The organism is Bacillus sp. FSL M8-0350 (assembly GCF_038593345.1).
GTDB lineage: Bacteria > Bacillota > Bacilli > Bacillales > Bacillaceae > Bacillus > Bacillus safensis.
Genome location: NZ_CP151985.1, coordinates 2,032,895 through 2,058,933, shown reverse-complemented (window position 1 = coordinate 2,058,933; position 26,039 = coordinate 2,032,895). Strand labels below are relative to the sequence as shown.

Here is a 26,039-nt window from a genome sequence, read left to right as displayed (position 1 = left end):
GAAACGCCCAGATCAACTAGACGTTCTAAAAATGTGTTTAAGTAGTATAGAAACCACCTAAGATATCAATTTCTTGATTCTCTCTGATATTCTGAAGTTGTTTTTCACTAACAGATTCATCAATATAAGCGCTACCTTTTCTGCCTTTCAGTTGTCCAACTGTTAGAATTGAGCGAGATGAGCTTAGTGATGTAAACCCATTTTTATCTAGAATTTCCCGATATAATTTAGCAATGGCTACTGTTCCCACAATAATCATTGCTCCTTCATCAAAACAGAAGCTCAGAAGTAAAGTAGATTTGCCCTTACCCCTGTCCTCGTCATTGACTGGTGTTAGTGCAGGTTGGAATTCTCTAAATCTCTTGTGTAAATAAGAGTCTACAAAACCAAGTCGGAACTTATCTGATACATTTCCTCCACCAGAGAAAAAGGTGTTTTCGCCAAATGTAATGGAAGGCTTTTGTTTAAAAACAATTCCATGTAATTTCGATAGTACATCATTGATCTCTCGATCACATTTATATCCAGTTTCCTTCAACCTAGTAAGTACTTCTAAGTGTTCACGCAGGAATTCAATATGTTCTTTGTTTTGGTTCTCAATCATCATTCATCATCCTCATCAATAAATTAAGTTAAAATTAAAGTTTTATTTAGTAATGAATTTTAAAGAATTCTCCATCTACTGGGGTAACTTTAAAAATTAAATCCATGCTAGACATTTCTGCTTTTTGGCCTTTCAATTCAGCACGTGAAATAATTTCTACATCATTAAACTCAAGTTGAATTGTTTGAGACTTATTGTCTTTTGGATGGTATCCTATAGTCTCAGCAACAATCTTAAATTTATGGCCTGGGCAGTCCCGCCCAATAGAGATGCTTTTCTTTTTCCCTAATTTTGTTTCTAATGATGTAGGGGATTGATACTTTCCAAGAAATTTCAGAACTTCTAAATTCAAAAACGCATTTCTAGCAAAAATTAAGTATGTATTATGTTCGTCAGAAAAATATATTTCCGTATCTTGAATGGCTTTTAAATCAATCAACAATTCTTCATTTTGAGGATCATACAAATGTAAGTTATATCCTTCAGTCATCGCCAATTCCATGTATTCACCAGCCTTATTCTTTTAATTTAGTATGTAATCGTATTGAATTGTTCTTCCTTTGCCAGATTCAAAGATCGATAGGTTAGCACCAGCTTTTGCACCAGTCATTAAACTGTCACTATACTCATCTGATCCCATTACAGAAGGGAGTTGGATTACCTGTACATTATGTCCAGCTGCTTCACCAACAGTGAGCATATTCCCATGATGAAAATGAGAAATATACATATAGTCATAGAACTTTCTTTTTAATTGAGAAAGATCCCGAATGGCATTCTTTTTGTTCTTAATTTGATGACCATGACAAGCAACGAACTCAAACTCCAATAAATTAAAATCGACAATACCATCATCATAAAGCGGTACTTCAATTCTCTCGTTTTCTTTTAGCATGTCGTGAATGTATGTTGCAATAATACGTTCAACATCTTCTTTAGGCATTTCACCACGACTTGTCCCATGAAGTCTCAGTTCTGTGTGATTAGCAGAGGGGATATGTATGTATTTAATCTTCACATATTTAGACAGTTCTTTGAGCCATTCAACTTTGTAACGTGAATATTTAATCACTTGATCCATGAATCCATATTGTAAAGGGGTTAACTGTGAAACACGCAAAGCCATCCCTTCAACACTATCAGCACCATTTAAGACTACAAGTTCGTTAAAGGACTCTTTTTGAATACATTCAACCGTGTCACTTAATAACTGAGCCATTCTTTCAAGATAGATTTGTTCGTTGTATTCATTATTCAAACTTTTGAATTCTTTGCCAAAGTGCTCATCTCCAAAACCTAAGATTGCAGCTCTTTGTTTGTGGTTGGGTTGTAATACTTTGAAAGAGGGGAGAGGGAGAGAAGGTTGATTCTCAATAGCAGCAGTAACATGTTCGTACATTAATTCATTTCTGCCTTTGATTCTCGTTTTTTTGTGGATTTCATTCTTCATGGCTTGGAGCTTTTTACGTTCTTCCAAAACTTCAATTTTCTTCAGCTCAAGTTCAACAATTGCTCCGTTACCTTCAGCAACTACTTCTTTTTGATAGTCACGACCTTCATTGAAGTTAGTAAACCATTTACGATAAGCTGATTCACCTTTTTTGTCACCAGTTTCTTTGTTAATCACTTCAGCGACTTCATTCCAGTTACTAAGACCATATTCCTTATAGTTTTCACAAATCCTAAGTTTCCACTGCTTCAAATTTTCATCAGAGTGACGTTTCAATTTAATCGGATCAACCATTAACTCACCAACCTTTACTCATTATCTTTAACAGGCAATTCATTTTCTTCTTTAATAGTGATGCTCACCTGTTTACCGTTAAATTCAGATAAAATTTCTTTAAAATCGTATCTAAGTTCGTCGTCTTTTGTAAGCTCTGTCACTTCCATAACGTCCATATCGAAGAATCCTTTTAAATTAACTTGATTAGTTTTTTTACTTGCCATTATAAAACCTCCAAAATATATGTAATTTTATTTAAACCGAATAAATTCCTTCGGATGCCCAATGCCGACACATTGGAACACCCGAAAAAGGAGAGAAGAAGGGGAATAAAAAAATGTCGGAAGGGTGCTGGGGAAACACCCGAAGGAATTTACTAACTAAAATAACCTCTCTACATATGAAAGAGGGGGAAGAACTGATTTAATTAACAAAGTGGAGATACGGACGAGGATTTGCACCTCGTAAAACCGTATAGACTAGGAACGTCTGCTCTATTTAACGGCTCAGTAATGACTTGAAATCTTTTAAATTCCACCTAGATTGTGCGTCTACCTATTCCGCCACCGCATCCCCGATTTGAAAAACCTCATGGACAGGAGTACACACAGTACTCTTACTAAAATTTAGCTAATCCACAAGTCAGACAGTCACAATTCCTTGTGCTGTAGAAATACCAAGTGTAATTGTTACTCAAGTGAAAGTCTTGAAAGTGTACAATTGAATAGAAAGGTAAGACCCATAATAAACCTTTCTTGAGACAAACTCTGTGATACTTGTCAGGTCACACACCTTATCTACATACATTGCGTGTAGATCGCCAGTCTCTTATTCACATGTTTTTTATACCTCGTGTGAGAAGGTACATGCTTGGGAAAATAAATTTTAAAAGAAGATCGGACGCATCCAATCACCTTAAGTGAAGGCCGAAGCACAACACCGCAATTAGTTTTAATTGTCGAGCAAAATGCCTCCTATAATAAGCCCCTGTTAGGATACAGTCGCATTTAATTAAGCGTGAAGACTTATTGACATTAATAGCCCGATAATATTCATTTAGCATAAGTTGAAGAAGGGGTGTTCAAACCTATATAAATGAATATTATCCGACTCAGGAGTAGCCATCTCCTTAAATGTGAGTCAGAACTAACTTATGAAAGGGAGTGAGACAGTTTGGAGAAAAATTGTACTGGGTAGTCAACCCACTAATGACTATTATTCTATTAATAATCATTAGTCAGCCACGAATACCCCCATATTCGTGATAGACCTCTAATATTGAAGAAGTGTGTAATTTATTTAAATAAAATTAACCTTTTACAGCGTCTTTGAGTGCTTTAGCAGCTTTAAATTTTGGCGCTTTTGTTTCAGGAATATCAATTTCTTCACCTGTCTGAGGGTTGCGACCCTTGCGTGCAGCACGAGTGGTCACTTCGAATGTGCCAAACCCAGCGATCTTAACTTGACCTTCTTCTTTAAGAGTAGATTCAATTGCATCAAATGTTGCTTCAACAACTGTTACAACTTCCTTTTTTGCTAATCCTGTTGCTTCAACCACTGCTAATACTAATTCTGTTTTATTCATTCTAATTCCTCCTGATTATATATGTAATTTGTTATTTTAAAAATTGGGGAGGGGAGATATACTAACCTTTTTAATTTGGATATTTGCTTTTTACCTCCCTTATGACGATTATCTCCAAAAGTGGCCTAAACCCTTGCGGCTGTAAGGTTGAAGCCACTTTTTACTAGGTTTATTTTTGCACAAAAACGCTGTATCCCTTGTGTCTCTAAGGCTCAAGGCACTTCCTAAACCGTCATTTTTATCCTGGACGCATATGATTTCTGTCTTTTTCTTTTGTTTTCCTTTTCAATTATGACTGAACACTTTGAACAATAACTAGAGTTGTTCGAGGTGGGTTTATACATTTGTCCGCACTTTACGCAACCTTTGAAAGTTTTTAAATTCCTTTTTAGATTATTGAGTATAGTGTCACCAAAGCATTCCCATAGTGTTGCTTTATATCTGCTTTTCTTTTTATATAGATGTTTTACAAGAACATCTACCACATACTGTTCATCACTATTTAGTTCAAGTAGCTTATCTCTAATGAGTTTGTAAACGTACAATTTCTGATTTGGCTTGGTTTCTTCATTATTAGTAAGCCATTTTTTATTGCGATCAAGCTTTATGTATTCACTAACCAATTCTTCATCTTCTTTAATACGTTTGTTTTTTAATAGGAAGTTGTAATCGAAATGTCCAGCAACAGCTTTGAAATTAATCCTATCAGTTGGAATGATTTCTTCTAGTTTATTTACAGTACTCTCATTAATAGGCTGTACAGAAGAGATATCCTTATCTTTAGCATGAACAAAGAAGAAAGGCACTTTGTCTTTTATGTAATTTTTAATTTGTTTATCAACATTGTCTGGTCTTGTAGGCATAAACAACGTTTTTGCATAGTCAATAGCGAAGTTATTTTCAGCGCATAGCCATTTGATAACATCAATATTAACTGAAGAACTGTTCCAGATCTTCGTTATATTGTTACTATACTCGCCAATATTAACCGCATAGGCGTTGGTCAGAGATTCATAGAGATTCGAGCTGTTAATCATCTGTTTGTTTGCAACACCCATCTCATAATAAAGGGGAACGATGTCAGCGACATGTTTCTTTGCAATATTAACAAAGAATGTATCCGATATGATCAGCGCTTTATCTCCGTCATTGTCAAACTGGAGCAATTTTGAGATTGGATCATGGACACTTGTATAAACTCCTTTAGTGATAAACCAGTCATCTAAAAGCTCATTTCTAACATTCTTTCTAATACCATGCTCACGATAAAGATGAGGGGAGCGAAGTACATCAATTTCTCCTTCATCATAAAGCGCACAGTAAACATTGCTTCCGTCCAACAAACCATTTGGATGTTCAATTCCTAGAAAAAGTTTTTCACAAAAAGCGTATAAATCAGGGCAGAGATATGTGTACTTGGAGTTTTCGATCTGCAACTTGCCTGATTTTGCGTCTTTTACAAGACTCTTTTTCTTATTCTTAATGGTTTCTTTGACATGATCATCATTCAATAGTTGAGGATAGAGAAGCAATGCATTTTGCAAAGGCGATCTGAATTTTCGATTCTCAGTAGCCCCCATAATTTTTAACATTACGTCTTTATCATTACCAATAGCTTTTATTTCCTCAACAGTTTTGTTACTAATAGACTTGAGCTCATCATGAGTAATATCAGTAAGGGTTTGAAGCATTTGATATGTAAGTTTTCCCTCAACTGAAGGATCTTCTTCATTTAATTTTGCACCTAGACAACCGTACAGAACAAACTTTTCTTGATATTCTCTCCAGGACTTATAATATTTCCACATCTTAAATTGAGATTTAGTGAAAATAATTTGGATATCATCTTTTTTAATATCCCATACCTTACCGTATATGTCTGTAATTTGTGTTTTGTTATGTGTTTCTGCAAAACGATGAAAGTCGAAGGGCACTAACAGTCCTTTAACCCACGGCAGTCTGACCATAAAGCTTTTACTACTGAGCTTAGGTGATATAATTCCACAACCATCAGTATGTTCAATAGGAATGTTCATTGATTTTCTAGTAATCTCATATGTATTTCTATCAATGTAATCAACTTCACTCATTACATTAGTCTCTAAGTCATCAACAACAACAGTTTTACTAATATCAATATCCCAATGGCTGCTGGCACTATTCGATAAAGCAAGGTAAGCATTCCATTTATTGATATTCATCCCACCATTAGAATTGATATCTTCAAGACTGAGGCCACATGTTAAAGCATTTTCAAATTTATCGTATGTAGACTTCTTAATAAAACAAGCTTTTTTCGTTCGTATTTGCCCAGCTGAACTCGTAAAGTAAACATAAAGTTCATTATTATGTACAAAACCTTTATCAAGAATACTCTTGAACACCTGGAAATGGTATACCTGAACCACAATTACATCATCAGAGAAATTGTTTTCTTTTATACCTAGAGTTCGAGTCATAACTGAATCAAACATAGCGATCTTTTTATTGTCAGTTAACGTGTCAGCTCTAAGCATTCGTACACTTTCATGTTCACTGAAGGCTTGATTTAACTCCTGTTTTAATTTAGCGATTCTGTTTTTTATGTACTTCTTATTTTTTTTGGTATCCCCATTATGTGTTTTAAGCAAATCTCTATATCTATAAGACTTTAAAATCTTTCTATGTAATAAATTCTCCCGATCATTATAAAAACTAGAAGTATCGAGACTATAAATAAACACTTGTTTGCTTAAATCATTTGTTTTTCTCCCCAAAAGCGCTCTCCTCTATTTGTTATTTTGTCTTTCAATATGTAATGCCAATCTTTTAAATAGGGTAGAAGACTCGTCCATTTTGCCAAACCATTTGAAGTCTTCATAGAATGTGTTCTCTTCTTGAGAAGCAATACCATTAACAATCCGATACTCAAGAAGTTCAATAATGTCCTGCTTGTTACATGATCCCAATAAATCACCTCATTTCAATTTGCTATAAGGTGATTGTATATGTAATTTGTATTTTAGTCAATATAAAATATATGTAATTTATTCTTTTGTGTGTGAGACTGATTACTCAGTCTTCAATAATAGAGAAGAGATCATGTATTTCGCATTCCAACGTTTTGCATAATGCTATAGCGTAAGGAAGTGATGGGGGATTGGAACAGAAACCTTCATCATTATTAGCACACCAAATAGAAATTCTACTGGAGTTAGTGCCTATTTGGTCAGCAAGCCACTTCTGTTTAATACCTTTAGAGTTTAGGTAGTCCTTTAAATTGCTTCTAACCTTATATTTCATAATATCACCCATTGAGAATTTTATATTATGTGCTGTCTTTATTCAAATGTTCAATTAAATTCACTTAAATAGATAAAAAAAGTTGTCTATATGGATAACTTTTGTTACTCTATCAGTGGAGGTGCAGTATGGAGTATGGCATATTTTGATGAAGTCGTTGCTCGATTAAATATTGATGATGTATCACTGTTAACATTGCTGCAAGAATGCGGAGCGAACAGACTAATAAAAGGAATGACAAAAGAAGACTTCAAGATCGAATCAGTTAAACTAGACACTCAATTTTCAGAAGCGACTATAAGATCAGCTTTAAGTAAATTAGAGGCACTGCTGCTTATTGAAAGAGACTCATCGAGTAAGCACCATAAATTCATAATTACTTCATATGGAATTATGGCCTTAGAATATCATTTGGAAGGGGAAATGGTTTAATGTATGGATTTGTTGGAATTGGCCAATGTGGTGGGAGCATTGCAGACGAAGCAATGAAAAGAGGATATTTCAGTATTGCTGTCAATTACTCTAGCTCAGATTTAAATAGTTTGGAAGTTGTTGAAGACAAACTGAAGCTAGTTGGATCCGAAGGAGTAGGCAAGGATAGGGAAGCAGCTATCAATTATTTTAAAAATAACTGGGAATCATCTGTTGAATTTATTAAAGAAGCAATGGAAAAGCCATCGATTCAAATTGTGTTTGTAGTCTTTTCAACTGCTGGAGGTACAGGATCAGGAATTGCGCCAACCTTAATTGAACTATTAGATGAATACTTAGACAATAAAACCGTTGTTGCTGTCCCAGTATTACCTGATCAAAGTGAAGTTATTCTGAACCAATTAAACACAGTAGAGTGCCTTCAAGAGCTGTCAGAAAAGCAATTGAGTATAATTGCATTAGACAATCTTAAAGTGTCTCAAAAGGGCACTAAATCATTCTCAGAGCCTGCCTTGTATTCGAAGGTAAATACTAATTTTATAGACATGATTGAAGAGGTTGAAGAGTACACAAATCTTCCATCAAACTACAGTACATTAGATAAAAAAGACTTAAATCAGATATTTAATACACCAGGAGTGACAGTGTTATCAAAAATGGATTTATCTGATTATAGCAAGGGGAAGTTTGCAAATTCTCTTCATGGTGATATTAAACAGTCATGGCAAGACTCAATATATAGTGCTGATGCATTTGATTCATTAATTAAAGCGGGTGTTATTATAGATGGTAATGCAGATATAACCGATCAGATTAACTTTAAAAGACTCTTTAATGATGGGGAACCGTTAGATTTATTTAAAGGATATTATGATACTGGTAAGAATCAAGTGATATCAATTTTAAGTGGCCTAGGTTGGATTAACGACAGAATGAAGCAATTAGATGACCTGATTGAATCAAGAAAAGTTGAACCAGTAAAAGAAGAGGTATATGTTCCAAAATTTAATTCAAAGTCAGCATTTTTAAAGCAGCAGGCTAAATCTAATAAGGATACAAAACAGGTAAGTAGGGGGAGCTACCTGGATAAACTTAAATCGTTAAAGGGATAGTTTGGGTGAGATGGTCAATTGACTGTCTCATTTTTTTGTTATCGTAAATTTTTGAGGACGATATCGTAAAATCAATCAAAAGGAGAAAAAACACAGTAATAGCAATAGGTTTGACGACAAATTAATGATTATGAGTAGTGTGTGATCGTAAAGTCGTTGTGGGAGTAAGGAAAAGAGGTCAAATTTAGAGGAACTCATGAAAAATGGATGAGTTGTGGAAGGGGAAACCGTTGATATATAAGGCGTTTACGATAGCAAGTACGATAGAAAATAGGCTAAAATCGATAAAATTTACAAGGTGTGGAAATGGAAGTGCTATGGGCACATTTGTTCTTTGTTTTAGTGATTTGGATGTTAATATACCCCCCTCTACTGGTGTTTTATGGTTATGAATACGACTTATAATTATAGTTATAATGCAGATTCCTTGTTGAGTCTGCTTTTTTATTTGCGACTGACTTGATACACAATTCAAAAAGAAAATCAATACTTTATCAGATTAAATTTAAAATTTTTAAAAAAATGTTGTGATTTTGAAAGTTTGTTCCATTATGCGGAACTATTCGTGTGAATAACATGGGGCAGGAAATCGAAGTGTTATTTAATATCATATTCTCATCTTACATATTATTATACTTGTCCATAGTGTGTTTTATTTTTCATCCAACTTAATTTAGCCACTCTAATCCTATCCTAATCTTCTGCTATGTTTATTTACCCATAACTCACATTAATCACTCACACGTCACCAAATCAATTTTAAGCACACTTACAGCCTCATACAAAGGTTTAATTCAATTACACAACCAATCTATCTAATCATACTTAACGCACCATACAAACGAATCTAATCACAAAAATAAATATGAATAAATACAATTAATAAACAACAAATAACACACATAATAACGAATATATGTTATAATAGAAGTATGGAAAGGAGGTGCAAAAGTGCTTGAAAAGGTGACTATAATAATGGCTTTACTAATCAGTCTTACTACAGTCTTAATCAATATGCTTGTGATTATTGAAAAGGTTGTAAGTATCACTAAAAGTATAAGCCAAAAGAAAAAGCGTACACGTAAGCGACCTAGGTCAAGGACTCGCAAACGAATACGCCGTTAAACACCATTAGACATTGGGAGATACTTCTCCCTTTGTCACCTATATTATAGCACCTTGCAGCACTTTGTAAACATATATGCAGCATAAACAATTACGGTACTCATTAATCACATTTGGTATCACATTCATTGTATTCTGGCTTATCAAAGGGTTATTCAGCAGCAACGCACAATCATTTATTATCTGGACATATGTTATAGCTACATTGATATTGATTGTGTCTTGGTTGTCTTATTTGATATTGAAAGGTTTTAAATGGTGAGCGGTAGCTCAGCTCGCCATACATATAATTTTGAATAGGGGAGAGTGAACAATTGAATCTAAATAATATTAAGCCTGGAGATGAATTTAAAAATTACAAATATCTTTGCGATGCTTTGTCCGTTGAATGTAAATCAGGCAATCAGAAGAAAGCTCAATTAAATGAATGGGAGCGGTACTTCAGCTTTGTGAAAATTGGACATAGGATTAAGATTAAAGAAGTATATTCACAACCAAAGCCTAAAACAGACAGGCGAACAAATGGAAACAATAGCAGCGAACACATTAAGCATATTGAAAAATTAATTATTGATCTGCTTCACCAGGATAAAAATGATGGTGAGCTGTTCATTCCAAAGAATATTCTATATAGGGAATTACAGATGACGAATGCCAACTATATGATTGGCAAAAGAAAGCCGTTGAAGCTTTCTAAGATAACTAATGTTTCTAAAGAAGAGATAAATGAATTTTATACTCTTACAGATGGAATGTTACAACGGAACGTTGAAGCAGCTTTAAAGAGATTGAGAAGTAAAGCTTTGATCATGTGGAGCAATAGTCTTACCGTTGGTTTCATTAAGACTGAAGCAGCTTTAAATGATTATGGACATATCAAAGCAAGAGAATATAAAGACTTTGATAAATACGGTGATGAACTTTACCACTACATGTCAGATGTTCACGAGAAGACAATTCACCGTAAAGCTACAGATGAAGAAATAAAACTTATTTTGTCCACTGAAAGGGATCTTTTACGTGACTACCAATGCGAATCAATTGCAGAAGTTTATAAAAAAGGCCTGCAGGATAAGTTTTATAAGGAAGTACACGAAATTCTATTTGATAAAGCAAACATTTATCTGTACTACAACTCATTTGAAATTAAGTTTAATAAAGATCATATAAATGAAGAATGGAAAAATGAAAGTATTGGCCTTATGCTTGCTGGAGAGAGAAGAGAGGCGAAAGAAAGCTTAAACAATGATGTACAAGGTAGGATTGTTTCAAATGCTAAAGTAAGACATAAGAAATCTGTTCTAACAAAAAGTAAGGGCTATAGACGAAAAAAAGAATATGTTGCCCAAACAAAAAAATTAACTAAAATTTTGATCGAAAAAGACTGTCATATCAGCTTAAAATGAAAAAAATGTCCAATTAAACCCTATATATAAATAACTATATAGGCTTTAAATGGGCAAAATTTTGATTTTACCTAGGGAGAGTAAGAAAAATAAGACCTTGGGGTGCTGACTTTTGGTCACTTCAACAAGTTGAATTGCCCTTTCGTCCTACACCACCCCAAACCCCTCATAGGACGTAATAAAATACTGAAATAAATTAAAAATAACAAATGAAAAGTATTGATTAAAATACAAATAACATATATAATAAAGACATAGAGAAGAACGGAACTGCCGACAGGTACAATAAGGTATCGGGCGAAGAGGAGACCTTTATTATGTCAGTAACTATTCAACCTACTACTTGGGCAACACAATCTAATTTCAAGAAGTATAATTTCGAGGGTCAGTTGGAAGCTTTCATGGCAAACTGTTTTAAAAATAAGGAGTATAAAAGGATGGTTACTGAATTAACAACTCATATTGAATCTTGTGTAAATGCACTTATGTATTTTGGTGACGCTGATGCAGCTAAAACGATGTTAAAAGGTATTCACGAATTAACTTCATACAACTGTTTACCAGACCACAAGCATCCTTACTTCTATAAGTTGAGCAATGCTGTTGAATCAACATTAGCAGACTATTGGGTAAGTAGAGAGACATGCATTGAATACATGTATAAATGTGTAGATGCAATTATTGTGCAATACGGGTTGAATTAGATCCTGTATTCTTACCACTAATTTCACGGTAGGGATACTATGTGCATAAAATGAATATTTTAAAGGGAGAGATTAGATATGAAAAAAGAAAAACCGAACAACTAGGTATGGACTAAATTAACAGAAGAAAAGCATCCTGATAGAAAAGCCGGAACACCTGTACATACAGCTTATATGAGAGAGGGTGACGCCGAGTGGTCTCCTCATAGCTCATGGATTGATAAAGGATATATCCAACATGTTGATACACTAAACTCGTCACAGTGAGTATAAACAGGCATTAGGCTGTGAGCGTCCTGGTCAATAATGGTCAGGGGTTGCAAAAATAAAAAGTAAGACTGGAGAGGGTAAAGATGATGTTAATTAAACAAAAAGGTAACAGATACTACAGATATAGCTGGGCTCAAATGAGAAGTTTTCCAATTAAAAAATCAGAAGCACTTGAACTAATCAAAAATGGTGAAGCTGATCTAGTCGAAGCCTTTATTACTGATCCTACACCCCGATCTATCGAAGCAGAAGTAACGAAACAAGAAATAGAAGATGTTCAAGAAGAAGTGAAAACAACAAATGTTGTAAGTCTAAACTCACTCAGAGAAGCAAAAAATGAAAAAGAAAATATCACAAAAGCAAAAGAACACTTCACCAATAATATTTTGCCTAATCTTAATTTAAATGACATGAAAAATCTTATTAATCTCTCATCTAAAAAAGATAGCAAAGGATTTCAAGAAGAAATGATGCGGATTGTTTTGAGAATGAGCATTACAGCAGTTGAATAAAAAAAGTATTATTAAATCACAAATAACATAAATGAGGATGGCTGAAATGGAGATATTAGAAAAGGCGATTGCACCTGATGGAACTTCACTACAAATAGAAAATTGGAATTGTGATTATAGCTTCAAGCCTTATGGAGGAGTCATAGGTGCCTATCCTAAATCATTACATAGTCTAAATGGTGATTATGCTCCAAGAAGAAATAGAACCTTTAGACTTGCGCTTGACTTCGCCTCATACTCAGATGCGAAAAATGCATTTGAATCAATTGCTAGAGGAAAATCCACTCTAAATGATTATAGAGAACATGTAAGAAATAAGCAGTTGTTAGAGTGCATTTAACATTCGAATGAAATTCTAATTTTATACAGAAGGGAACAAGTAAAATGTCTAATGTGAAAATTAAATATGTTACAGACTGTCATGACAAAGAGTTTACATTAAATAAAAAATATGATTTTCGTATAACCGATGATGGTATTGAAATCATTGATGATTTAGGTGAAGAACATATCATTGCAACTAAAGACAATGAATATGGTGCTTATGAACATGATGAATTTTTCAGGTCAAGATTTGAATTTGTTGATACTGAATGAAATGTTGATTTTCTACAGAAAGGGGTTAATGCTTTGCACTTAAACATTAAGTTAAAGAGAGATGAGACACTTTATAAATTCATTGACTATTATCCAGAGTTTGATATGGCAATTGTTGAAGATGAAGCAGGAAATCGATTGGAGATTAGTGAAGATGATGTCGATTTCACTTGATCTTATACAGGGGTGCAATATTAATGAAATTCAATAACAAATATGAAGCTTTAAATTTCCTCAACGAAAAATACGATGTAGTAAGTCATGATGTAACATCATTTGAAGAGATAGATGAGTTTTGGCATTGTTTTAAACGATTGAATTTAGCGAATAAGATACATGGCGATGATTTTAAAATGGCAGAAAAGATCTGTATAGAAAGATTGAATGGGTAGGATATTGATCTCCTACAGAAAGGAGTGAGTACTTTTGATAAGAATCCTTTTAAATGATGGCACCGAATGTATCAACGATCCGACATTAGGTTGGAATCTAAATAACAAATCTGAAATACAAGAATGCTTTGAAAAAGTTGGCTATTATAGATTATTTAGAAAAGATAAGGGGTGGGAAAAAATCCGCAAGTGTGATTTAAAAATGATCAAATAAAATGTTTCTTTTATTAAAAGGAGAGATTTCGTATGAAATACTTAAACGAAACTACATCGGGACCTTTGAGTCCGTTAAATCTAATATCCGATAGGAGGTAGCGGAATGACAAAAATGACTGCAAAGAAAATGGCAGATATGTTAGAAGGCTATGAACAGAATGCTTATGAAGGATATTTTGGAGTAGATTGGATCACTGATGTGGGTGAGAATCTGAAAATGTATATGATTAACTGCCACCTTGAAAAACGTGATCCAACATTTGAAGGATTAATGCAATGGATCACTGATCTTCATATTAAGGCAATGGCTTAAAAACTAATTAAAACATGAGTTTTAAACAAATAAATAACACATATTATAAGGAGTGGAAATGTTGAAAACAATCCAGGAGCGGTTATTAAAGCGGCGGGATGATTTAATCAGTGTTGCTGTATTTAGTTTATTGGCCATTATGTTGCTATGTGCATTTGTTTTTTCTGGATAGATTATAAATTACATATATTAAAGAGGTGACTGGTGTGAGAGATTTAATTAAAAGAGAACTTTCAAAGCCAAGTATGCACAACATGTTCAAAGGTTGGGCTGATCAGGATCAAATCATAGATGAACTTGAAGAAGGGTATAAAGGCTTTGGTGGCAGCGTAGAGGAATACTTAAATAACAAATTAAATTACTGAGCTTGAAAACATAAAGGAATTTATTAAAAGAAGACCTTATTAAAGCGTGTTGCATCCTGTAACGTGCTTTATGATTGATTACAGACCAAATAAAATGATGTTTTTAATTAAAAAGAGGAGCATATAAACAGCTCCCCTTTTCACACAATTTACTTACGAAGGCCATTAATTGAATTTCTTTTTTAATCCTTCCATCATATCAGCAGCATAAAAAGATTGTAAAAGTTCATCTACATTGATTTTTTTATCCTTCTTGCTTAGAAATTGATTGATGATCTTTTCATATTCTTCTCTAGTATTTCCTTCAATTTCTGAAAGGTTTAAATCCTCACCAAAGTGTCTAATGAACGCTAACCTTGTTATATCATATGCCTTTTTGTCTTCCTCTTCACAACTGCAAAATGCTCCAGAGAGAGTGATGAGGAATTGAACGTCTTCATCGTCTAAACCATTGGCTTTTTGGAACTGAATGAATTGATTTTGTGACATATACAGTCACCATCCTTTTATCTAAAGTATGAGTAGATCAGCAGTGAGAACAATGTATTCAACAACAAGTCCGATTGTATCAGCTACACCCGAATCAATATGTTTTTTAAGCTCTGCAGAAACAACTTTTCTAGCCCTGCCAGCTGCATTTTTTGGAGTATCAAGAATTTTTTCTAATTCTTTAATGATCCTGTTTGCATTTTTGACAGTACCATTAACTGCTTCCTTTCCAAAACGTTGCTTTAAAACCCATTGTGCCCAGTCATTATTTACTAAGCCTTTAATTACTTTGATTGCCGCCTTAATACCCGCGCTTTTAGGGCCATTTGTAGTAGCAAGTGGATCATTGTTAGCATTCTCAATAGCTTTAAATGCTTGAATCAAGGCTTCTTGTTTTTCTAATGGTACATCTCTTAAAGCAAGTTGTTTCTGAAGCTCAGTAGGTTTGATAGTAACTACCAAATCTTCTTTCTGTTCGACATTTTCTGCTGCATGTGTAGCTGTAGATGGAATAAATACTGCTGCTGAAATGAGAACTAGCAACATCTTAACAAAAAACTTTTTCATTGGAATACTTCCTTTCTAATCATTTTTCAATAGTGAGGATATCACAAAATGAAATAAATTTTACATAAATTAGAAGAAATAGTATTTAAATCACAAGCTTTTTGTCTTTTTTTCATTCGATGTGTTACTTATTTCTCACACCTAAAAAAGGGGATATTTACACACAAAAACATCTTTAAACCTCCCTAGGAGTTACTCCTTCTAATTTTTTGCAAGTATTTCCTTAAAAAGAAGCTTAGAAACTTAGGCTGTTTAATGAGGTGCGAAATTGAATTTTAGGAATCTGAAGAGGAAAATAAAAGAAAATATTGGTGAGTATCAACTGGCTATATGATAAAATAGTGCTTGTATAGAGAGGTGTAGCAATGCGTTTAAATACAATTATTTTGGGTGGAGTATTTATAGAAGATTAAAAGAGAGACAAGAGTTTTTCGAATGAAATCATTCTTTTAAAGAAAGGCGAGATCAAATGAAATTCACATTATTAGACAATGCTGTAGATTCCCTTAACGCAACGCATAGTTCAATTCAGGTAATGATAGAATTGGCTGAGGGGCACGATCATAGAATCAAAGATGCAATACTATCCATAAATCACGCTGCTGAATTGCTTTTTAAATATTTATTGAAAAGCAAAAACGAATATTTGGTTTTCAAAGACCTTACTTCATATATGAAAGCAAAAGAAGAAATGATTAAACAAAAGAAAAATAGTATTTTTGAAGTTTCCCCAAACATACAAACTGTTGGTTTTTCTGAAGCGATTAGGAGACTTGAACTTCTTTGTGATATAGAAGTGCCCCGAAAATTTAAAAAGGCAATGACATATCTAAACAAAAAGAGAAATGAAATTATGCATTATGAAATTAATTTGAGTAAGGAAGAAGCAGAAAAAGTATACAGGCAATTAACAGATTGTTATGAGCTATCAATTGAATATTTTTCAAAACATATTCCTAACTTGGAGGATATGGTCGGTGACGCAAGATTTGAGTTGCACAATGATGACTTATTTGATGATCCAGATGTTGAAGCAATGGTTGAAGATGCATATTATGACAGTCTTGATGAGCGGTCAGAGGAGAATGTATAAGAGTAATGCTTAATCTAATTTGATAAGTTTGTTTTGTAATAAAAGAAGTATTTCATATAGAAGGGAGCAAAAAATGATTATTGAAGCAATTAAAGTTGGAGGTTAAGGGTTATAGGAGGTGAGATTATGGCTGATATTCGTCCAGGAGGATAAGAGGGGAGGGATCAAACCCTCTTCTTCATTCCGCATTTGGCGCATTTACGTATGAATTCGCCTTTAGATATAGTGGATTTAAATTGAGCTGCATCACAATTGTCGCAGCGGCCACTATTTTTATCAGGATGTTCTCGTATGTCGTAGATCTTTTCTAAATCAATTTCTTCTAACATTAAAATGACGTACTCCTTTAGCTTATTATTCATAACTATACTAATGATTTATGAAGAGGAAGTCAAAACACAATTAATAAAATACAAATTACATATATCTAATGGTTGACTATGCTGGTTAAACAAGGTATATTAATAATATGAAGATAAGGAGGTCATTTAGTGGATATAAAGAAGGTATTAAAGACAAAATGTGAAGAAGATCCTTCATTAGCAGCAAAATTGGCTAGTTTGGCAGGGTATTCACAAACATCAGGTTTTTATAAATTTTTAAATGAACAAGACAGACCTCTTAAGAGTTTTAACTCCTTATTAAAAATTGTTCGTTTTGTTTTTCCACAAAATGAAAGTGAATTAATACAAAGGTTTGTTTTAAATACAGATCCACGGAAGCAATTAGCTAGAGATGGGTTGGAGTACGCTTCATCTAATAATCTTAATGAATTTACCGAAGAATTAATTGAAAAATTGCAAAGTTCTACAAATGCAGAAAGCAAAGAATGGGCAAATGTATACAAATTACAAAAAGAGTTACTTTGCAATAGAATTGATGAATTTGAAACAACAGAAAAGTTGCATTCTCTAAAGCTTAAAACAAAGGAAATGAAACTTTTCAGCAGAATTGTGTTACTACATAACAGAAACTTAAACACTGAATTCAACCGAATGGAAGAACTTAATGAGCAAATAAACAAATTTGACTTTAGTGACTTATGCAATGAATATATTGCGGGTTCGTACAAAAGTAGGGTTTACGCAATTAATTCTGATGCGTTTTTAGCGCAATTAAGGATTGATGAGGCCAGAAGATTAGCAAATCTAGCTACAGAATTAAATATTTCAAATAGGTTTGTAGTCTTTGGTAACTTACACAGCGGAAATTCATATATTTTTAGTGATTATGATACTGCGAAAAAATACTTTCTTAAAGCACTTGAAGCCAGTAATGATAATGAAATATATACAAAACAAGTTTTTCGTTCATTAAGCTTTTTAGAAAATTACTGGGGCAAAGAAAACAATTACCTTCCTTTAGAAAAAGAACACTATTCAGATAAACATGAACATGCTTTTTACCATATAAAGAACAATCAGAACAAGAAAGCTATTGAGATATTAAACACAATTGATTTGAAAAAACTGAAGCCTGGACAAAAAGCTTTTAATTATTTTTATCAAGGATTGATCAGCAAAGATAAAAGAGACTTCTTTAAATCTGTAAAGTTTTTCAAGGAGTCTGGAGACAAATTTTTTATGCAACTACCATTAATTGAACTCAAAAAAATGAATGTTGAAAATGAAATTTTGGAAATTTTCGCGATGTAGTCTTTACAACTTGAAGGGAGGTGATATAATGAAAAAAATGATTCTAGTTTTAACGTTAGTATTGGTAGCAGCAACAGGTGTAGTAGCAGGAAATGATTTTGAACAAGCTAAATCACATACAACAAACAAGTTAGCTGATCCAGGTCGTGGCGGTTGATTTAAACAAAAATAAATATTAGCAATACATAGCATGACGTTTGGCTCTACTGAGCTAAGCGTCTTTTCTAATTTAAAGGGAAAGTGCCTGTAGTCTTAAACTTAAATGAATAGGAACTAAATTAACGCATTCAAAAATAATTAAAAGAATGTGTTATTTGTCATGAAAAAGGCTTTACATATGTTTTTTTATCCATTAAAATATAAATAAGACATACGGAAATATCTAATTTAGGGGGAGAACTATGTTAGCTGCTAGAAAAGACAATGTTATAAATTTTAATAAAACTGTATATGCTCGAAAGATAGATCAATTCGGAGGAGAATGGTTTAATCATAAAGAAAATACAAATAACATAGATGAAGAAATCAAAAAAGAACAAATTAGAAGATCGATGATTTCAGGATATATGAAATTATTGAATAGTTAGGAGGTAAGGCTAGTGATTGCATCACCAGAAAAAAGCTGTGCGGACATTGAGTATCAATACGAAATAATCAACAGCTTAAAAGAAGAGCTCACATATTTACGCAGCCTTAGTTTTTCAATCAATTCACCTGTTGATCTGTATAGGGTTAAACAAGCTGTAGATGCATACTTAAAACAAATAGATGAGTTTTCTTTTAATCAAACCGTATTGAGAAACACATACACTGGAGATCTTCTCGCAGCCTATAGTAAGAGAATGGAATTCATTAAAGAACTTCGAAAATCTGTTGAATATGAATTCGAGTATTTTATCACTACATAAAATTAACATCAATGGCCAGGGCATCTAAGATACATAAGCATTCGAAGGAGATGTGCCAGTGCCTAATAACTTAATTAATATTATAGAACAATCAAACAAAACTATTGAGAGTGTAGCTGCTGAATCAGGCATTTCAGTGAAAAGGCTAAACCAAATCATCTCTAATCCTGAAGAGGCTAGGTTAATTGAAATGGCAAAAATAGCGATTGTTCTTAATTCAACAATTGAAGACTTAATGTGAAGGAGGGAGAAAAATGAAGACTAAACCAATTCCACTAAAGGAATACACTGTATATAACGATATCATGACTTATCTAAAAAAGATTGATGATGAAGGATCGGTAGGAAACACAAATCACTTTGCAAAAGCAAAAAGAAGACATAGTATATTTGAGACAAACACTGCTGTAAACTACTATGGGGACATTAAACAATTTTTTAAATACATTAAACCTGAAGTGGGTATCGAGTTTTTAACACCAAGCGACATTGAAATAACTTCAATTGACTTAATAAATTTTAGAAAACATCTGAAAGAAGAAGGCTTAGCTAATTCAACAATTAATCGTAAAGTAATATCAGTTAAAGGCTTATACAAGTTTCTTAAGACAGTTAGTATTTATTCTTCTTTAATTGATTTAAATCAATTTGGATCAGCAAAGAAATTAAAAGAAATTTCTAAGAGTTACGGCAAAACCACACAAACTGAAGCAGAAAGAATTGCAGAAAATATGCTGCTTGAGCGTGAAAATGGATTGAAAAAAAAGCTACTCACCAAATTTTTAATTCGTACTTCTTTTAGAATTGAGTATGCACTTACTGTTAGATGGATGGATATCAAGAAAGTTGAAGGTGAACTGTATAAAGTTGAAGCTTTGAACAAGGGTTCATATGTAGTTTCAACTGGCCTTCATGAAAATTTTTTGAATGAGCTGCAACAATTAAAAAAACAAAACAACATGGATAATGATTTAGTGTTTAATGGATTGACATCAAGATCTTACAGAGAATCGTTTAATAGAGCTTTGGATAGATTAGGTATACCTGCATCAAGAAACCTTAAACCTCACTCTTTAAAGGGAGTTGGGATTGATATAGCTTATGAAGAGTCTGGTAATGATATACGAGTTGCTATGACTCAAGGGAATCATAAAGATCCAAAAACTCCATTGAGATATCTAACTAAAAACGAGAGTATCGAAAATTCTGCAGGTATATTGATGGATAAAGACTTAGATTTTTCATTAATTGAGAGTGCTTCAAAAGAAGATTTTGTCAATTTTTTTCGTAAAGCAGATAGGGGAACTGTGCAAAAATTCCTAGAATTTGTGAGGTAAGTTTACATTTAGATTAATTTTTTGACTAAAAATTGATTTAATATAATATGTTTGTTATTTTTGTTTTAGAAGAGGTGTGTATTTGTATGAATAACTTAGTGATTTTTGATGATGAAAAAGATGCGCTTCTAAACGAAACTATAGAAGTGTTATTGCAAAAAAATAAACATGATAAAAATTTTAGGGATAGACTTCAAAACATTCTTTCTCATAAAGGTATTTCACCTGGGGAAACAATGAATCTAATAATAAGATTTGGGAGACAGGAAGCACTTCGAAAAGAAGAAAAATACCTTCTAACTTCAGGTATGTATGAAGTGACTAAAGATGAAAAGATTAATCCAACAAATTATTTCCCCGAAAGAATAATTCAAGAAATTGAAACAACTTGGGAAGGTTTCTCACAGAATAATGACAATGAGTTGAATTTTCCTATAACATTTAAGGATGTTACTAAAGTAGATGACAACAACTACACATTCTTACTTAAAAGAAGCGAAATAGCAAAGATGTATGAAAACCATTTGCTTCAATACAACCCAAGAACTCAAAGAACTAGTGAGACTAAAAATTTTGAGTTCTTGGGAGGAGAAATACCTATCCCTGAGCTTAATCAAAATGCAGTAGAAGAAATTTCACAAAAAACTATCTATGGTACCTTAATAAGCTCAACTTTAATACTTAATGCAAGATTTGGTTCATCTTCCGAAGGGATTGAGGTTCTTTATGATCCCCATGAAAGAACATTAACAGTTATGAGCGGCACGCTGCTAGATGTAATTGATGGTTACCATCGAATTGTAGGGATATCGAAAGCAGTAAGATCTGGCAGCTTTGATGATAAATTTATGAAAATAGACTTTTACAACGTAACTCAAAAAGTTGCAAGGCAGTTATTTGGCCAGCATAATACAATAACTCCAGTTAGACTATCGAAGCTAAAAGAAATGAACGAAGAAAATCCTGTGAACAAAGTTGTTACTCATATTAGAGACAACAGTGTAATTGGTCAAAGAATAAGTTTAGATCATGATGTGATCGCAACTCAATCAGATTATTTATATTCCTTAAATGATGTAATAAGTGCAATAGAGGCAACAAAATTCCCTAAGTTGCTGAAAGATCAAATAGCTGTAAGGAAAATTGGTGTCTTTTTAGTTGAATTCTTTGATGAATTAACTGAGCTGTATTACGAAGAATTTCTAGGAGACAAATTTGAGCAAGCCAAAAAAACTATTGTAATAAATAAAAACATTTTGGTTGGGTTCATGGAAATAGCATATTTCATGTACACTTCTGGTATTAGCGCATCAATGACGCAACAAATAATTAAAAAAATGAGACTTAGCTTTATTAGAAGTAATCCAGAGTTAAAAGAACACAAAATTCTAAATAAAAAGAATGAAGTAACTCACAGTAAAAAGCATGTTATTAAATATATTCAATACAAATTGAACGAAGTAGAAGGTGTATAGCTTTGTATAACGAGGAGTTTAAGAAAACTTATTTAGATACATTAAGTGGTGATAGTCAACTAAAGCAAGCCTCCCTTTTATTTAGTCATTCACAAAAAGAAGAAAAAATAAGGGATAAAGACTTATTTGATTTCACAACTGATGAAATTTTGAATGTGCTAAGAGCGATGTATTCAACTTCTCTTGCATCATTGGAAACATTCTTATACACCATGATAACTTATATAGATTGGTCAATTGCAAACGGTGTTACAAAGGGGAGTAATAATTTAGCTAGGTTGATAAAAACCAATGATCTATTGTCATGTATAGATTCATCATTAAAACTATATATAACTAAAAACGAATTGGAAAAAATGTGCGAAGAATTAGTTAATGCCCAAGATAGAGCCTTGTTTAGATTGCTTTTTGAGGGCATATTAGGTTACGAGGCAAGTGAAATGACCAGTCTTAAAAGAAGTGATATAGAAAAGGCGTTAAATAATAATAACATGCTAACTGTCCATGATTCGAAATTTGGAGAAAGAACAATAAAAGTTGAGAAAGCAACCTTGCAAGACTGTCTTGAAGCAAACCTTGAAACAGAATATAGACCATTGAATGGGAAACCAGGGCTTAGAAAGCCATCATTAAGTTTAGTTGATAATGAATATGTAATAAAAACAAAACAGACTAATGCGATTGGGCAAGGACAAGCTTCGAGAACTGTAGTAAGTTCTACTTTTAGAAACCTTAAAGAAATATTTGGTTTTTCATTTTTAAGACCAATAGGTATAGTTAAGTCAGGCCTTCTATATGAGGGCTATAAACTAATATTAAAAGGGGAAGAGCTGGACAGAAAAGCGCTTAATGAAATATATGAAGATAGGAAAGTCCAAACGACTGATTTAAATCAAAAGATCATCTCAGACCGAAGAGAATTTATGAATGAGGAAACAATAAGAAAATATTATACAGATGAACTTAAAAAAGAAGGCAAATCTTTATGATTTGTCTCTTTTTTATGAAAAATTCTAAATAATTTCCCTATTCGACAAAAACAGACAAAATATTGTGTATACAACCTGTTATGCTTATAGTAGTATAGTCTTATCAGCGAATTCGCTGATAATGGAGGTGCACTGAGACCATTGTCTCAGTTAATCAATGCCGTATCCTAAACTCAAACAAATCGTCAATCCTACATCCTAAAGCCATAGCGATCTTAGCTGCTGTTTTAATACGGATGTCTACAGGTTGATTGATTATTTGGAAGATGGTTTGTGGTGTGAGGCCAGTGGCACGTGCCAGGTCAGCCTGACTCCAATTTTTTTCCTTCAGGAGTTTTGGAATATGGCATTGCCCGATCTCTACATTTAACATCGGACAACCTCCAGTTTTGTTGTTAAAATGTACAAGCTCTATTACATATCATACCAACTTAACCACAATAAAAAAAGAAAAAAATACTGTAGCTAATATTAGAGCTAAGATGTATAATTAGAACAAGAAACAGAACAAACGTTCCTTTTGTGTTGCAGGAGACTAATTAGATAGGGAGAAATGAGTATGGCTAATAAGTTTAGAGCCTGCTTCGTTATAAGCGCTGATACATTCTTAGAAATTGAAGATGTTGAAAATACTGAGGCTGCGTATAAAAAAGCGGATTTGGTTATGACACCTTATGAATTAACAACAGATATCATATTAAAAATCGGTGATAGGGAAATAAAATTAGAATCTGGATGTCTGGATATTACATTAGAAAATGTTGAAGAGATAGATTAAACCTAAAATAACATAAATCCTACATCTAAGATTGTAAGCAGCTTGCTTTCGGATTGGAAAGAAGATAGCTAAATATGGCAAATGTCATTATTAAGAGAAAAGACTACCAGGATATTAATCTAAAAATCAATGTGGACAAACTAAGTGACATGGAAATCGCCTTTGAGCTTGTATTATCGGGGAAAAACAATAATATTGCGATAACAATGAATCCCTCAGACTTGATACAGCTGAGGGATAAAATTAATGAAACAATTTTTAAGCTGTCATAAGAGCATAATGTGCTCTTATTTTTATGTAAATAAATAAAACAAAAAAAAACAATTATCTATTGACAAGGAAAGTAAAGTTATCGTACTATTAAAATACAAATTACATACATTATCGACGGAAGGAGTTTTGGTGGGAATTTTAGAATCAAAATTAGAAAAGATTGAAAGTTCGATTTTAAATTTCAAAAGAAATTTGAAAGAAGGTAAGACTGAAGCAATTGGTGATATTCATTCAATAATAGAGTACGGTTATGAATTGCTCTACATATATGAAGCAGCAATAAAAGAAGATAAAATGTAAGTTTTATTTAGACTCTAGGAGGCGAATGTTATATCTTAAAGGATCATTTATTCGAAATTAAAAATACAAATTACACATATTTAAAAGAGTGATATTGAAATGTTTCACATTAAAAATGGTGAAGCTGAAAGCAGGGATACATTGATTAAGTCAATTAGATTTATTGATGAAGGAGTCTCATATTCCATTGGAGACAGTGTGGAGGGCTTCTTGGGCGCTAAGATATATTCTATCTATGACTATCGTGAAGAGCCAGAGAAAGCGTTCTGGATTCATTTAGATAATGGTGAACAGTTCTTTGTAAATAAGGGGAAAGTAATTGTAGAACATTATGAAGGAGGAGAGTATATCGACTAAGAAATTTGAGTTATCAGAGATGCAACAGGAAGCTGTAAGAATTATTGAAGAATGGTTTAAGGATTCAAAAAAGAAATCATTTTTCCTGGCAGGGTATGCTGGTACAGGAAAAACAACATTGGTTGAGTACATAATTAAAAAATTACAAATGAAAGATAGTGAAGTGGCTTTTGCTTGTTATACAGGCAAAGCGTCCTTGGTAGTAACAAGAAAAGCAAATGGAAAGTATGCAGCTAGTACAATACATAAACTTATTTACAACGTGAGAACAGATAGAAATGGCGACCTACATTCTGAGAAAAAATCTAAGGATGAGTTATCTCATTTAAAACTGATTGTGATTGATGAAGCTTCAATGGTGGATGGGAAGATAATGAAAGACCTAAAATCGTTTGGTATTAAAATTTTGTTTATTGGTGATACAGGTCAACTTCCTCCAGTATCACAAAATGGAATTGAAGATTTCATGTCTATGTTCAACAATCCAGATTTCACTCTTACTGAGATTCATAGACAAGCAGCTGAAAACCCTATTATCAAATTGTCTATGATGGCAAGGACAAAACAAGCTATTGCACCTGGTACATATGGAGAGAACAAAGAAGTTGTTGTCATTGATAAAGTAACATGGGAAGCACATAAAAACAGATTATATAAAACTGCTGATCAAATCATTTGTGGATATAACAAAACAAGGTCATACATCAATGATGAAATTAGAGAGCTGCTAGGCTTTGAATCTAAATATCCTATGGTGGGGGATAAGATGATTTGCTTGAAAAATGATTGGGAGAAAGCTGTGAGTGACTATGCATTAGTGAATGGAATGACTGGTTATGTTGATAAGGTGTATGAGGAAGATGAGATTCAGAAAGAACAAAAGCATGAATCTACGGTTGTTGATTTTAGACCAGATTTTACTGAAGAGTGTTTTAAAGAGCTTTATATTCCCAATGAATCATTAACCAATCCCACATTTAAAATGCTTCCATGGGAAGAGTCAGATTACAATCGTTTTGATTTCGGATACGCAATCACTTGTCATAAATCTCAAGGATCTCAGTGGGACAATGTTGTTGTAATAAATGAAGTATTAAATCACGAAACGCATCATAGATGGCTTTATACAGCTATCACTAGAGCAGCTGAAAGACTCATACTTGTTGTTTAATTAAGG

The 26,039-nt window shown here is 33.0% G+C and carries 36 protein-coding genes; 25 read left to right on the top strand and 11 right to left on the bottom strand.

From position 1 onward, the window contains the following. Positions 1-37 precede the first annotated feature (37 nt). The 7 genes from NSS80_RS10630 to NSS80_RS10600 all read right to left on the bottom strand — a co-directional run bounded on the left by NSS80_RS10630 (position 38) and on the right by NSS80_RS10600 (position 6,863). On the bottom strand, positions 38-604 hold the full coding sequence (locus tag NSS80_RS10630; RefSeq protein ID WP_342498276.1) for a hypothetical protein: 567 nt from the start codon (positions 602-604) through the stop codon (positions 38-40). Between the two features lie 46 nt (positions 605-650). After that, entirely contained in the window at positions 651-1,106 is a 456-nt protein-coding gene (locus NSS80_RS10625) for a hypothetical protein (protein WP_255233929.1), read from the bottom strand. Between the two features lie 21 nt (positions 1,107-1,127). Then, positions 1,128-2,348, bottom strand: a complete 1,221-nt coding sequence (locus NSS80_RS10620; RefSeq protein WP_342498275.1) for a hypothetical protein — start codon at positions 2,346-2,348, stop codon at positions 1,128-1,130. A gap of 14 nt (positions 2,349-2,362) precedes the next feature. Next, positions 2,363-2,554: a YonK family protein gene (locus tag NSS80_RS10615; RefSeq protein ID WP_056704537.1), complete on the bottom strand. Its 192-nt coding sequence runs from the start codon at positions 2,552-2,554 to the stop codon at positions 2,363-2,365. Between the two features lie 1,085 nt (positions 2,555-3,639). Further along, positions 3,640-3,915 carry an HU family DNA-binding protein gene (locus NSS80_RS10610; RefSeq protein ID WP_216927249.1) on the bottom strand — a complete coding sequence of 92 codons (276 nt, stop codon included), beginning with the start codon at positions 3,913-3,915 and terminating at the stop codon, positions 3,640-3,642. 224 nt (positions 3,916-4,139) lie between these two features. Further along, positions 4,140-6,671: a hypothetical protein gene (locus NSS80_RS10605; protein ID WP_342498274.1), complete on the bottom strand. Its 2,532-nt coding sequence runs from the start codon at positions 6,669-6,671 to the stop codon at positions 4,140-4,142. Between the two features lie 12 nt (positions 6,672-6,683). Next, positions 6,684-6,863 (bottom strand): hypothetical protein, encoded by a 180-nt coding sequence (locus tag NSS80_RS10600; RefSeq protein WP_024428208.1) that lies wholly within the window; start codon positions 6,861-6,863, stop codon positions 6,684-6,686. Positions 6,864-7,332: 469 nt separating this feature from the next. On the opposite strand from NSS80_RS10600, the gene NSS80_RS10595 reads away from it, so the two are divergent. The 11 genes from NSS80_RS10595 to NSS80_RS10545 all read left to right on the top strand — a co-directional run bounded on the left by NSS80_RS10595 (position 7,333) and on the right by NSS80_RS10545 (position 14,641). Next, a complete protein-coding gene (locus tag NSS80_RS10595) occupies positions 7,333-7,629 on the top strand; it encodes a hypothetical protein (RefSeq protein ID WP_044141764.1) in 297 nt (98 codons plus the stop codon). Then, complete coding sequence (locus NSS80_RS10590; protein ID WP_342498273.1) at positions 7,629-8,741, top strand: tubulin-like doman-containing protein; 1,113 nt, start codon at positions 7,629-7,631, stop codon at positions 8,739-8,741. The genes NSS80_RS10595 and NSS80_RS10590 overlap by 1 nt, the downstream gene beginning before the upstream one ends. Positions 8,742-10,180: 1,439 nt before the next feature. After that, positions 10,181-11,272 carry a hypothetical protein gene (locus tag NSS80_RS10585; RefSeq protein WP_342498272.1) on the top strand — a complete coding sequence of 364 codons (1,092 nt, stop codon included), beginning with the start codon at positions 10,181-10,183 and terminating at the stop codon, positions 11,270-11,272. Between the two features lie 317 nt (positions 11,273-11,589). Next, entirely contained in the window at positions 11,590-11,976 is a 387-nt protein-coding gene (locus tag NSS80_RS10580; RefSeq protein WP_342498271.1) for a hypothetical protein, read from the top strand. 353 nt (positions 11,977-12,329) lie between these two features. Continuing rightward, complete coding sequence (locus tag NSS80_RS10575) at positions 12,330-12,758, top strand: hypothetical protein (protein ID WP_342498270.1); 429 nt, start codon at positions 12,330-12,332, stop codon at positions 12,756-12,758. Between the two features lie 46 nt (positions 12,759-12,804). Beyond that, entirely contained in the window at positions 12,805-13,098 is a 294-nt protein-coding gene (locus tag NSS80_RS10570; protein ID WP_342498269.1) for a hypothetical protein, read from the top strand. A 44-nt stretch (positions 13,099-13,142) separates the two neighbouring features. Beyond that, the gene (locus NSS80_RS10565; protein WP_079005136.1) at positions 13,143-13,355 is read left to right on the top strand and encodes a hypothetical protein; all 213 of its coding nucleotides are present in this window, start codon (positions 13,143-13,145) and stop codon (positions 13,353-13,355) included. 33 nt (positions 13,356-13,388) lie between these two features. After that, positions 13,389-13,529: a hypothetical protein gene (locus NSS80_RS10560; protein WP_342498268.1), complete on the top strand. Its 141-nt coding sequence runs from the start codon at positions 13,389-13,391 to the stop codon at positions 13,527-13,529. Positions 13,530-13,552: 23 nt separating this feature from the next. Continuing rightward, the gene (locus NSS80_RS10555; RefSeq protein ID WP_342498267.1) at positions 13,553-13,747 is read left to right on the top strand and encodes a hypothetical protein; all 195 of its coding nucleotides are present in this window, start codon (positions 13,553-13,555) and stop codon (positions 13,745-13,747) included. Positions 13,748-14,066: 319 nt separating this feature from the next. Beyond that, positions 14,067-14,276: a hypothetical protein gene (locus tag NSS80_RS10550; RefSeq protein WP_342498266.1), complete on the top strand. Its 210-nt coding sequence runs from the start codon at positions 14,067-14,069 to the stop codon at positions 14,274-14,276. A gap of 206 nt (positions 14,277-14,482) precedes the next feature. Next, positions 14,483-14,641 (top strand): hypothetical protein, encoded by a 159-nt coding sequence (locus NSS80_RS10545; protein ID WP_342498265.1) that lies wholly within the window; start codon positions 14,483-14,485, stop codon positions 14,639-14,641. 165 nt (positions 14,642-14,806) lie between these two features. On the opposite strand, the gene NSS80_RS10540 is transcribed toward NSS80_RS10545, so the two are convergent. Further along, positions 14,807-15,130, bottom strand: coding sequence for a hypothetical protein (locus NSS80_RS10540; protein WP_340719482.1), 324 nt, complete (start codon positions 15,128-15,130; stop codon positions 14,807-14,809). A 21-nt stretch (positions 15,131-15,151) separates the two neighbouring features. Then, complete coding sequence (locus NSS80_RS10535; RefSeq protein WP_340719481.1) at positions 15,152-15,697, bottom strand: hypothetical protein; 546 nt, start codon at positions 15,695-15,697, stop codon at positions 15,152-15,154. Between the two features lie 469 nt (positions 15,698-16,166). Here NSS80_RS10535 and NSS80_RS10530 point away from each other — a divergent pair, with 469 nt between their 5' ends. Then, entirely contained in the window at positions 16,167-16,790 is a 624-nt protein-coding gene (locus NSS80_RS10530; protein WP_178930197.1) for a hypothetical protein, read from the top strand. Positions 16,791-16,954: 164 nt separating this feature from the next. Here the strand turns inward: NSS80_RS10530 and NSS80_RS10525 are convergent, their stop codons facing one another. Further along, entirely contained in the window at positions 16,955-17,119 is a 165-nt protein-coding gene (locus NSS80_RS10525; protein ID WP_342498264.1) for a hypothetical protein, read from the bottom strand. Between the two features lie 162 nt (positions 17,120-17,281). Here NSS80_RS10525 and NSS80_RS10520 point away from each other — a divergent pair, with 162 nt between their 5' ends. From NSS80_RS10520 to NSS80_RS10485, 8 genes are all read left to right on the top strand, one after another. After that, positions 17,282-18,445, top strand: a complete 1,164-nt coding sequence (locus tag NSS80_RS10520; RefSeq protein WP_342498263.1) for an AimR family lysis-lysogeny pheromone receptor — start codon at positions 17,282-17,284, stop codon at positions 18,443-18,445. Between the two features lie 28 nt (positions 18,446-18,473). After that, entirely contained in the window at positions 18,474-18,602 is a 129-nt protein-coding gene (locus tag NSS80_RS10515; protein WP_342498262.1) for a hypothetical protein, read from the top strand. Between the two features lie 244 nt (positions 18,603-18,846). After that, positions 18,847-19,032 (top strand): hypothetical protein, encoded by a 186-nt coding sequence (locus NSS80_RS10510; protein WP_342498261.1) that lies wholly within the window; start codon positions 18,847-18,849, stop codon positions 19,030-19,032. 12 nt (positions 19,033-19,044) lie between these two features. Further along, a complete protein-coding gene (locus NSS80_RS10505; protein WP_117730707.1) occupies positions 19,045-19,353 on the top strand; it encodes a hypothetical protein in 309 nt (102 codons plus the stop codon). A 58-nt stretch (positions 19,354-19,411) separates the two neighbouring features. Beyond that, a complete protein-coding gene (locus NSS80_RS10500; RefSeq protein ID WP_342498260.1) occupies positions 19,412-19,594 on the top strand; it encodes a helix-turn-helix transcriptional regulator in 183 nt (60 codons plus the stop codon). 13 nt (positions 19,595-19,607) lie between these two features. Beyond that, positions 19,608-20,690, top strand: coding sequence for a site-specific integrase (locus NSS80_RS10495; RefSeq protein ID WP_342498259.1), 1,083 nt, complete (start codon positions 19,608-19,610; stop codon positions 20,688-20,690). Positions 20,691-20,776: 86 nt separating this feature from the next. Further along, the gene (locus NSS80_RS10490; RefSeq protein ID WP_342498258.1) at positions 20,777-22,165 is read left to right on the top strand and encodes a hypothetical protein; all 1,389 of its coding nucleotides are present in this window, start codon (positions 20,777-20,779) and stop codon (positions 22,163-22,165) included. Positions 22,166-22,167: 2 nt separating this feature from the next. After that, the gene (locus tag NSS80_RS10485) at positions 22,168-23,154 is read left to right on the top strand and encodes a hypothetical protein (RefSeq protein WP_342498257.1); all 987 of its coding nucleotides are present in this window, start codon (positions 22,168-22,170) and stop codon (positions 23,152-23,154) included. A 154-nt stretch (positions 23,155-23,308) separates the two neighbouring features. Here NSS80_RS10485 and NSS80_RS10480 read toward each other — a convergent pair whose 3' ends face one another. Beyond that, the gene (locus NSS80_RS10480) at positions 23,309-23,527 is read right to left on the bottom strand and encodes a helix-turn-helix transcriptional regulator (RefSeq protein ID WP_342498256.1); all 219 of its coding nucleotides are present in this window, start codon (positions 23,525-23,527) and stop codon (positions 23,309-23,311) included. A gap of 186 nt (positions 23,528-23,713) precedes the next feature. Between NSS80_RS10480 and NSS80_RS10475 the strand changes: the two genes are divergently transcribed. From NSS80_RS10475 to NSS80_RS10455, 5 genes are all read left to right on the top strand, one after another. Further along, a complete protein-coding gene (locus NSS80_RS10475; RefSeq protein WP_024428232.1) occupies positions 23,714-23,932 on the top strand; it encodes a hypothetical protein in 219 nt (72 codons plus the stop codon). Positions 23,933-24,006: 74 nt separating this feature from the next. Continuing rightward, a complete protein-coding gene (locus tag NSS80_RS10470; RefSeq protein ID WP_024428233.1) occupies positions 24,007-24,204 on the top strand; it encodes a hypothetical protein in 198 nt (65 codons plus the stop codon). A 130-nt stretch (positions 24,205-24,334) separates the two neighbouring features. After that, positions 24,335-24,505 (top strand): hypothetical protein, encoded by a 171-nt coding sequence (locus NSS80_RS10465; protein WP_342498255.1) that lies wholly within the window; start codon positions 24,335-24,337, stop codon positions 24,503-24,505. 99 nt (positions 24,506-24,604) lie between these two features. Beyond that, positions 24,605-24,862 (top strand): hypothetical protein, encoded by a 258-nt coding sequence (locus NSS80_RS10460; RefSeq protein WP_342498254.1) that lies wholly within the window; start codon positions 24,605-24,607, stop codon positions 24,860-24,862. Beyond that, positions 24,837-26,033, top strand: coding sequence for an ATP-dependent RecD-like DNA helicase (locus tag NSS80_RS10455; protein ID WP_342498253.1), 1,197 nt, complete (start codon positions 24,837-24,839; stop codon positions 26,031-26,033). The genes NSS80_RS10460 and NSS80_RS10455 overlap by 26 nt, the downstream gene beginning before the upstream one ends. Positions 26,034-26,039: the final 6 nt, after the last annotated feature.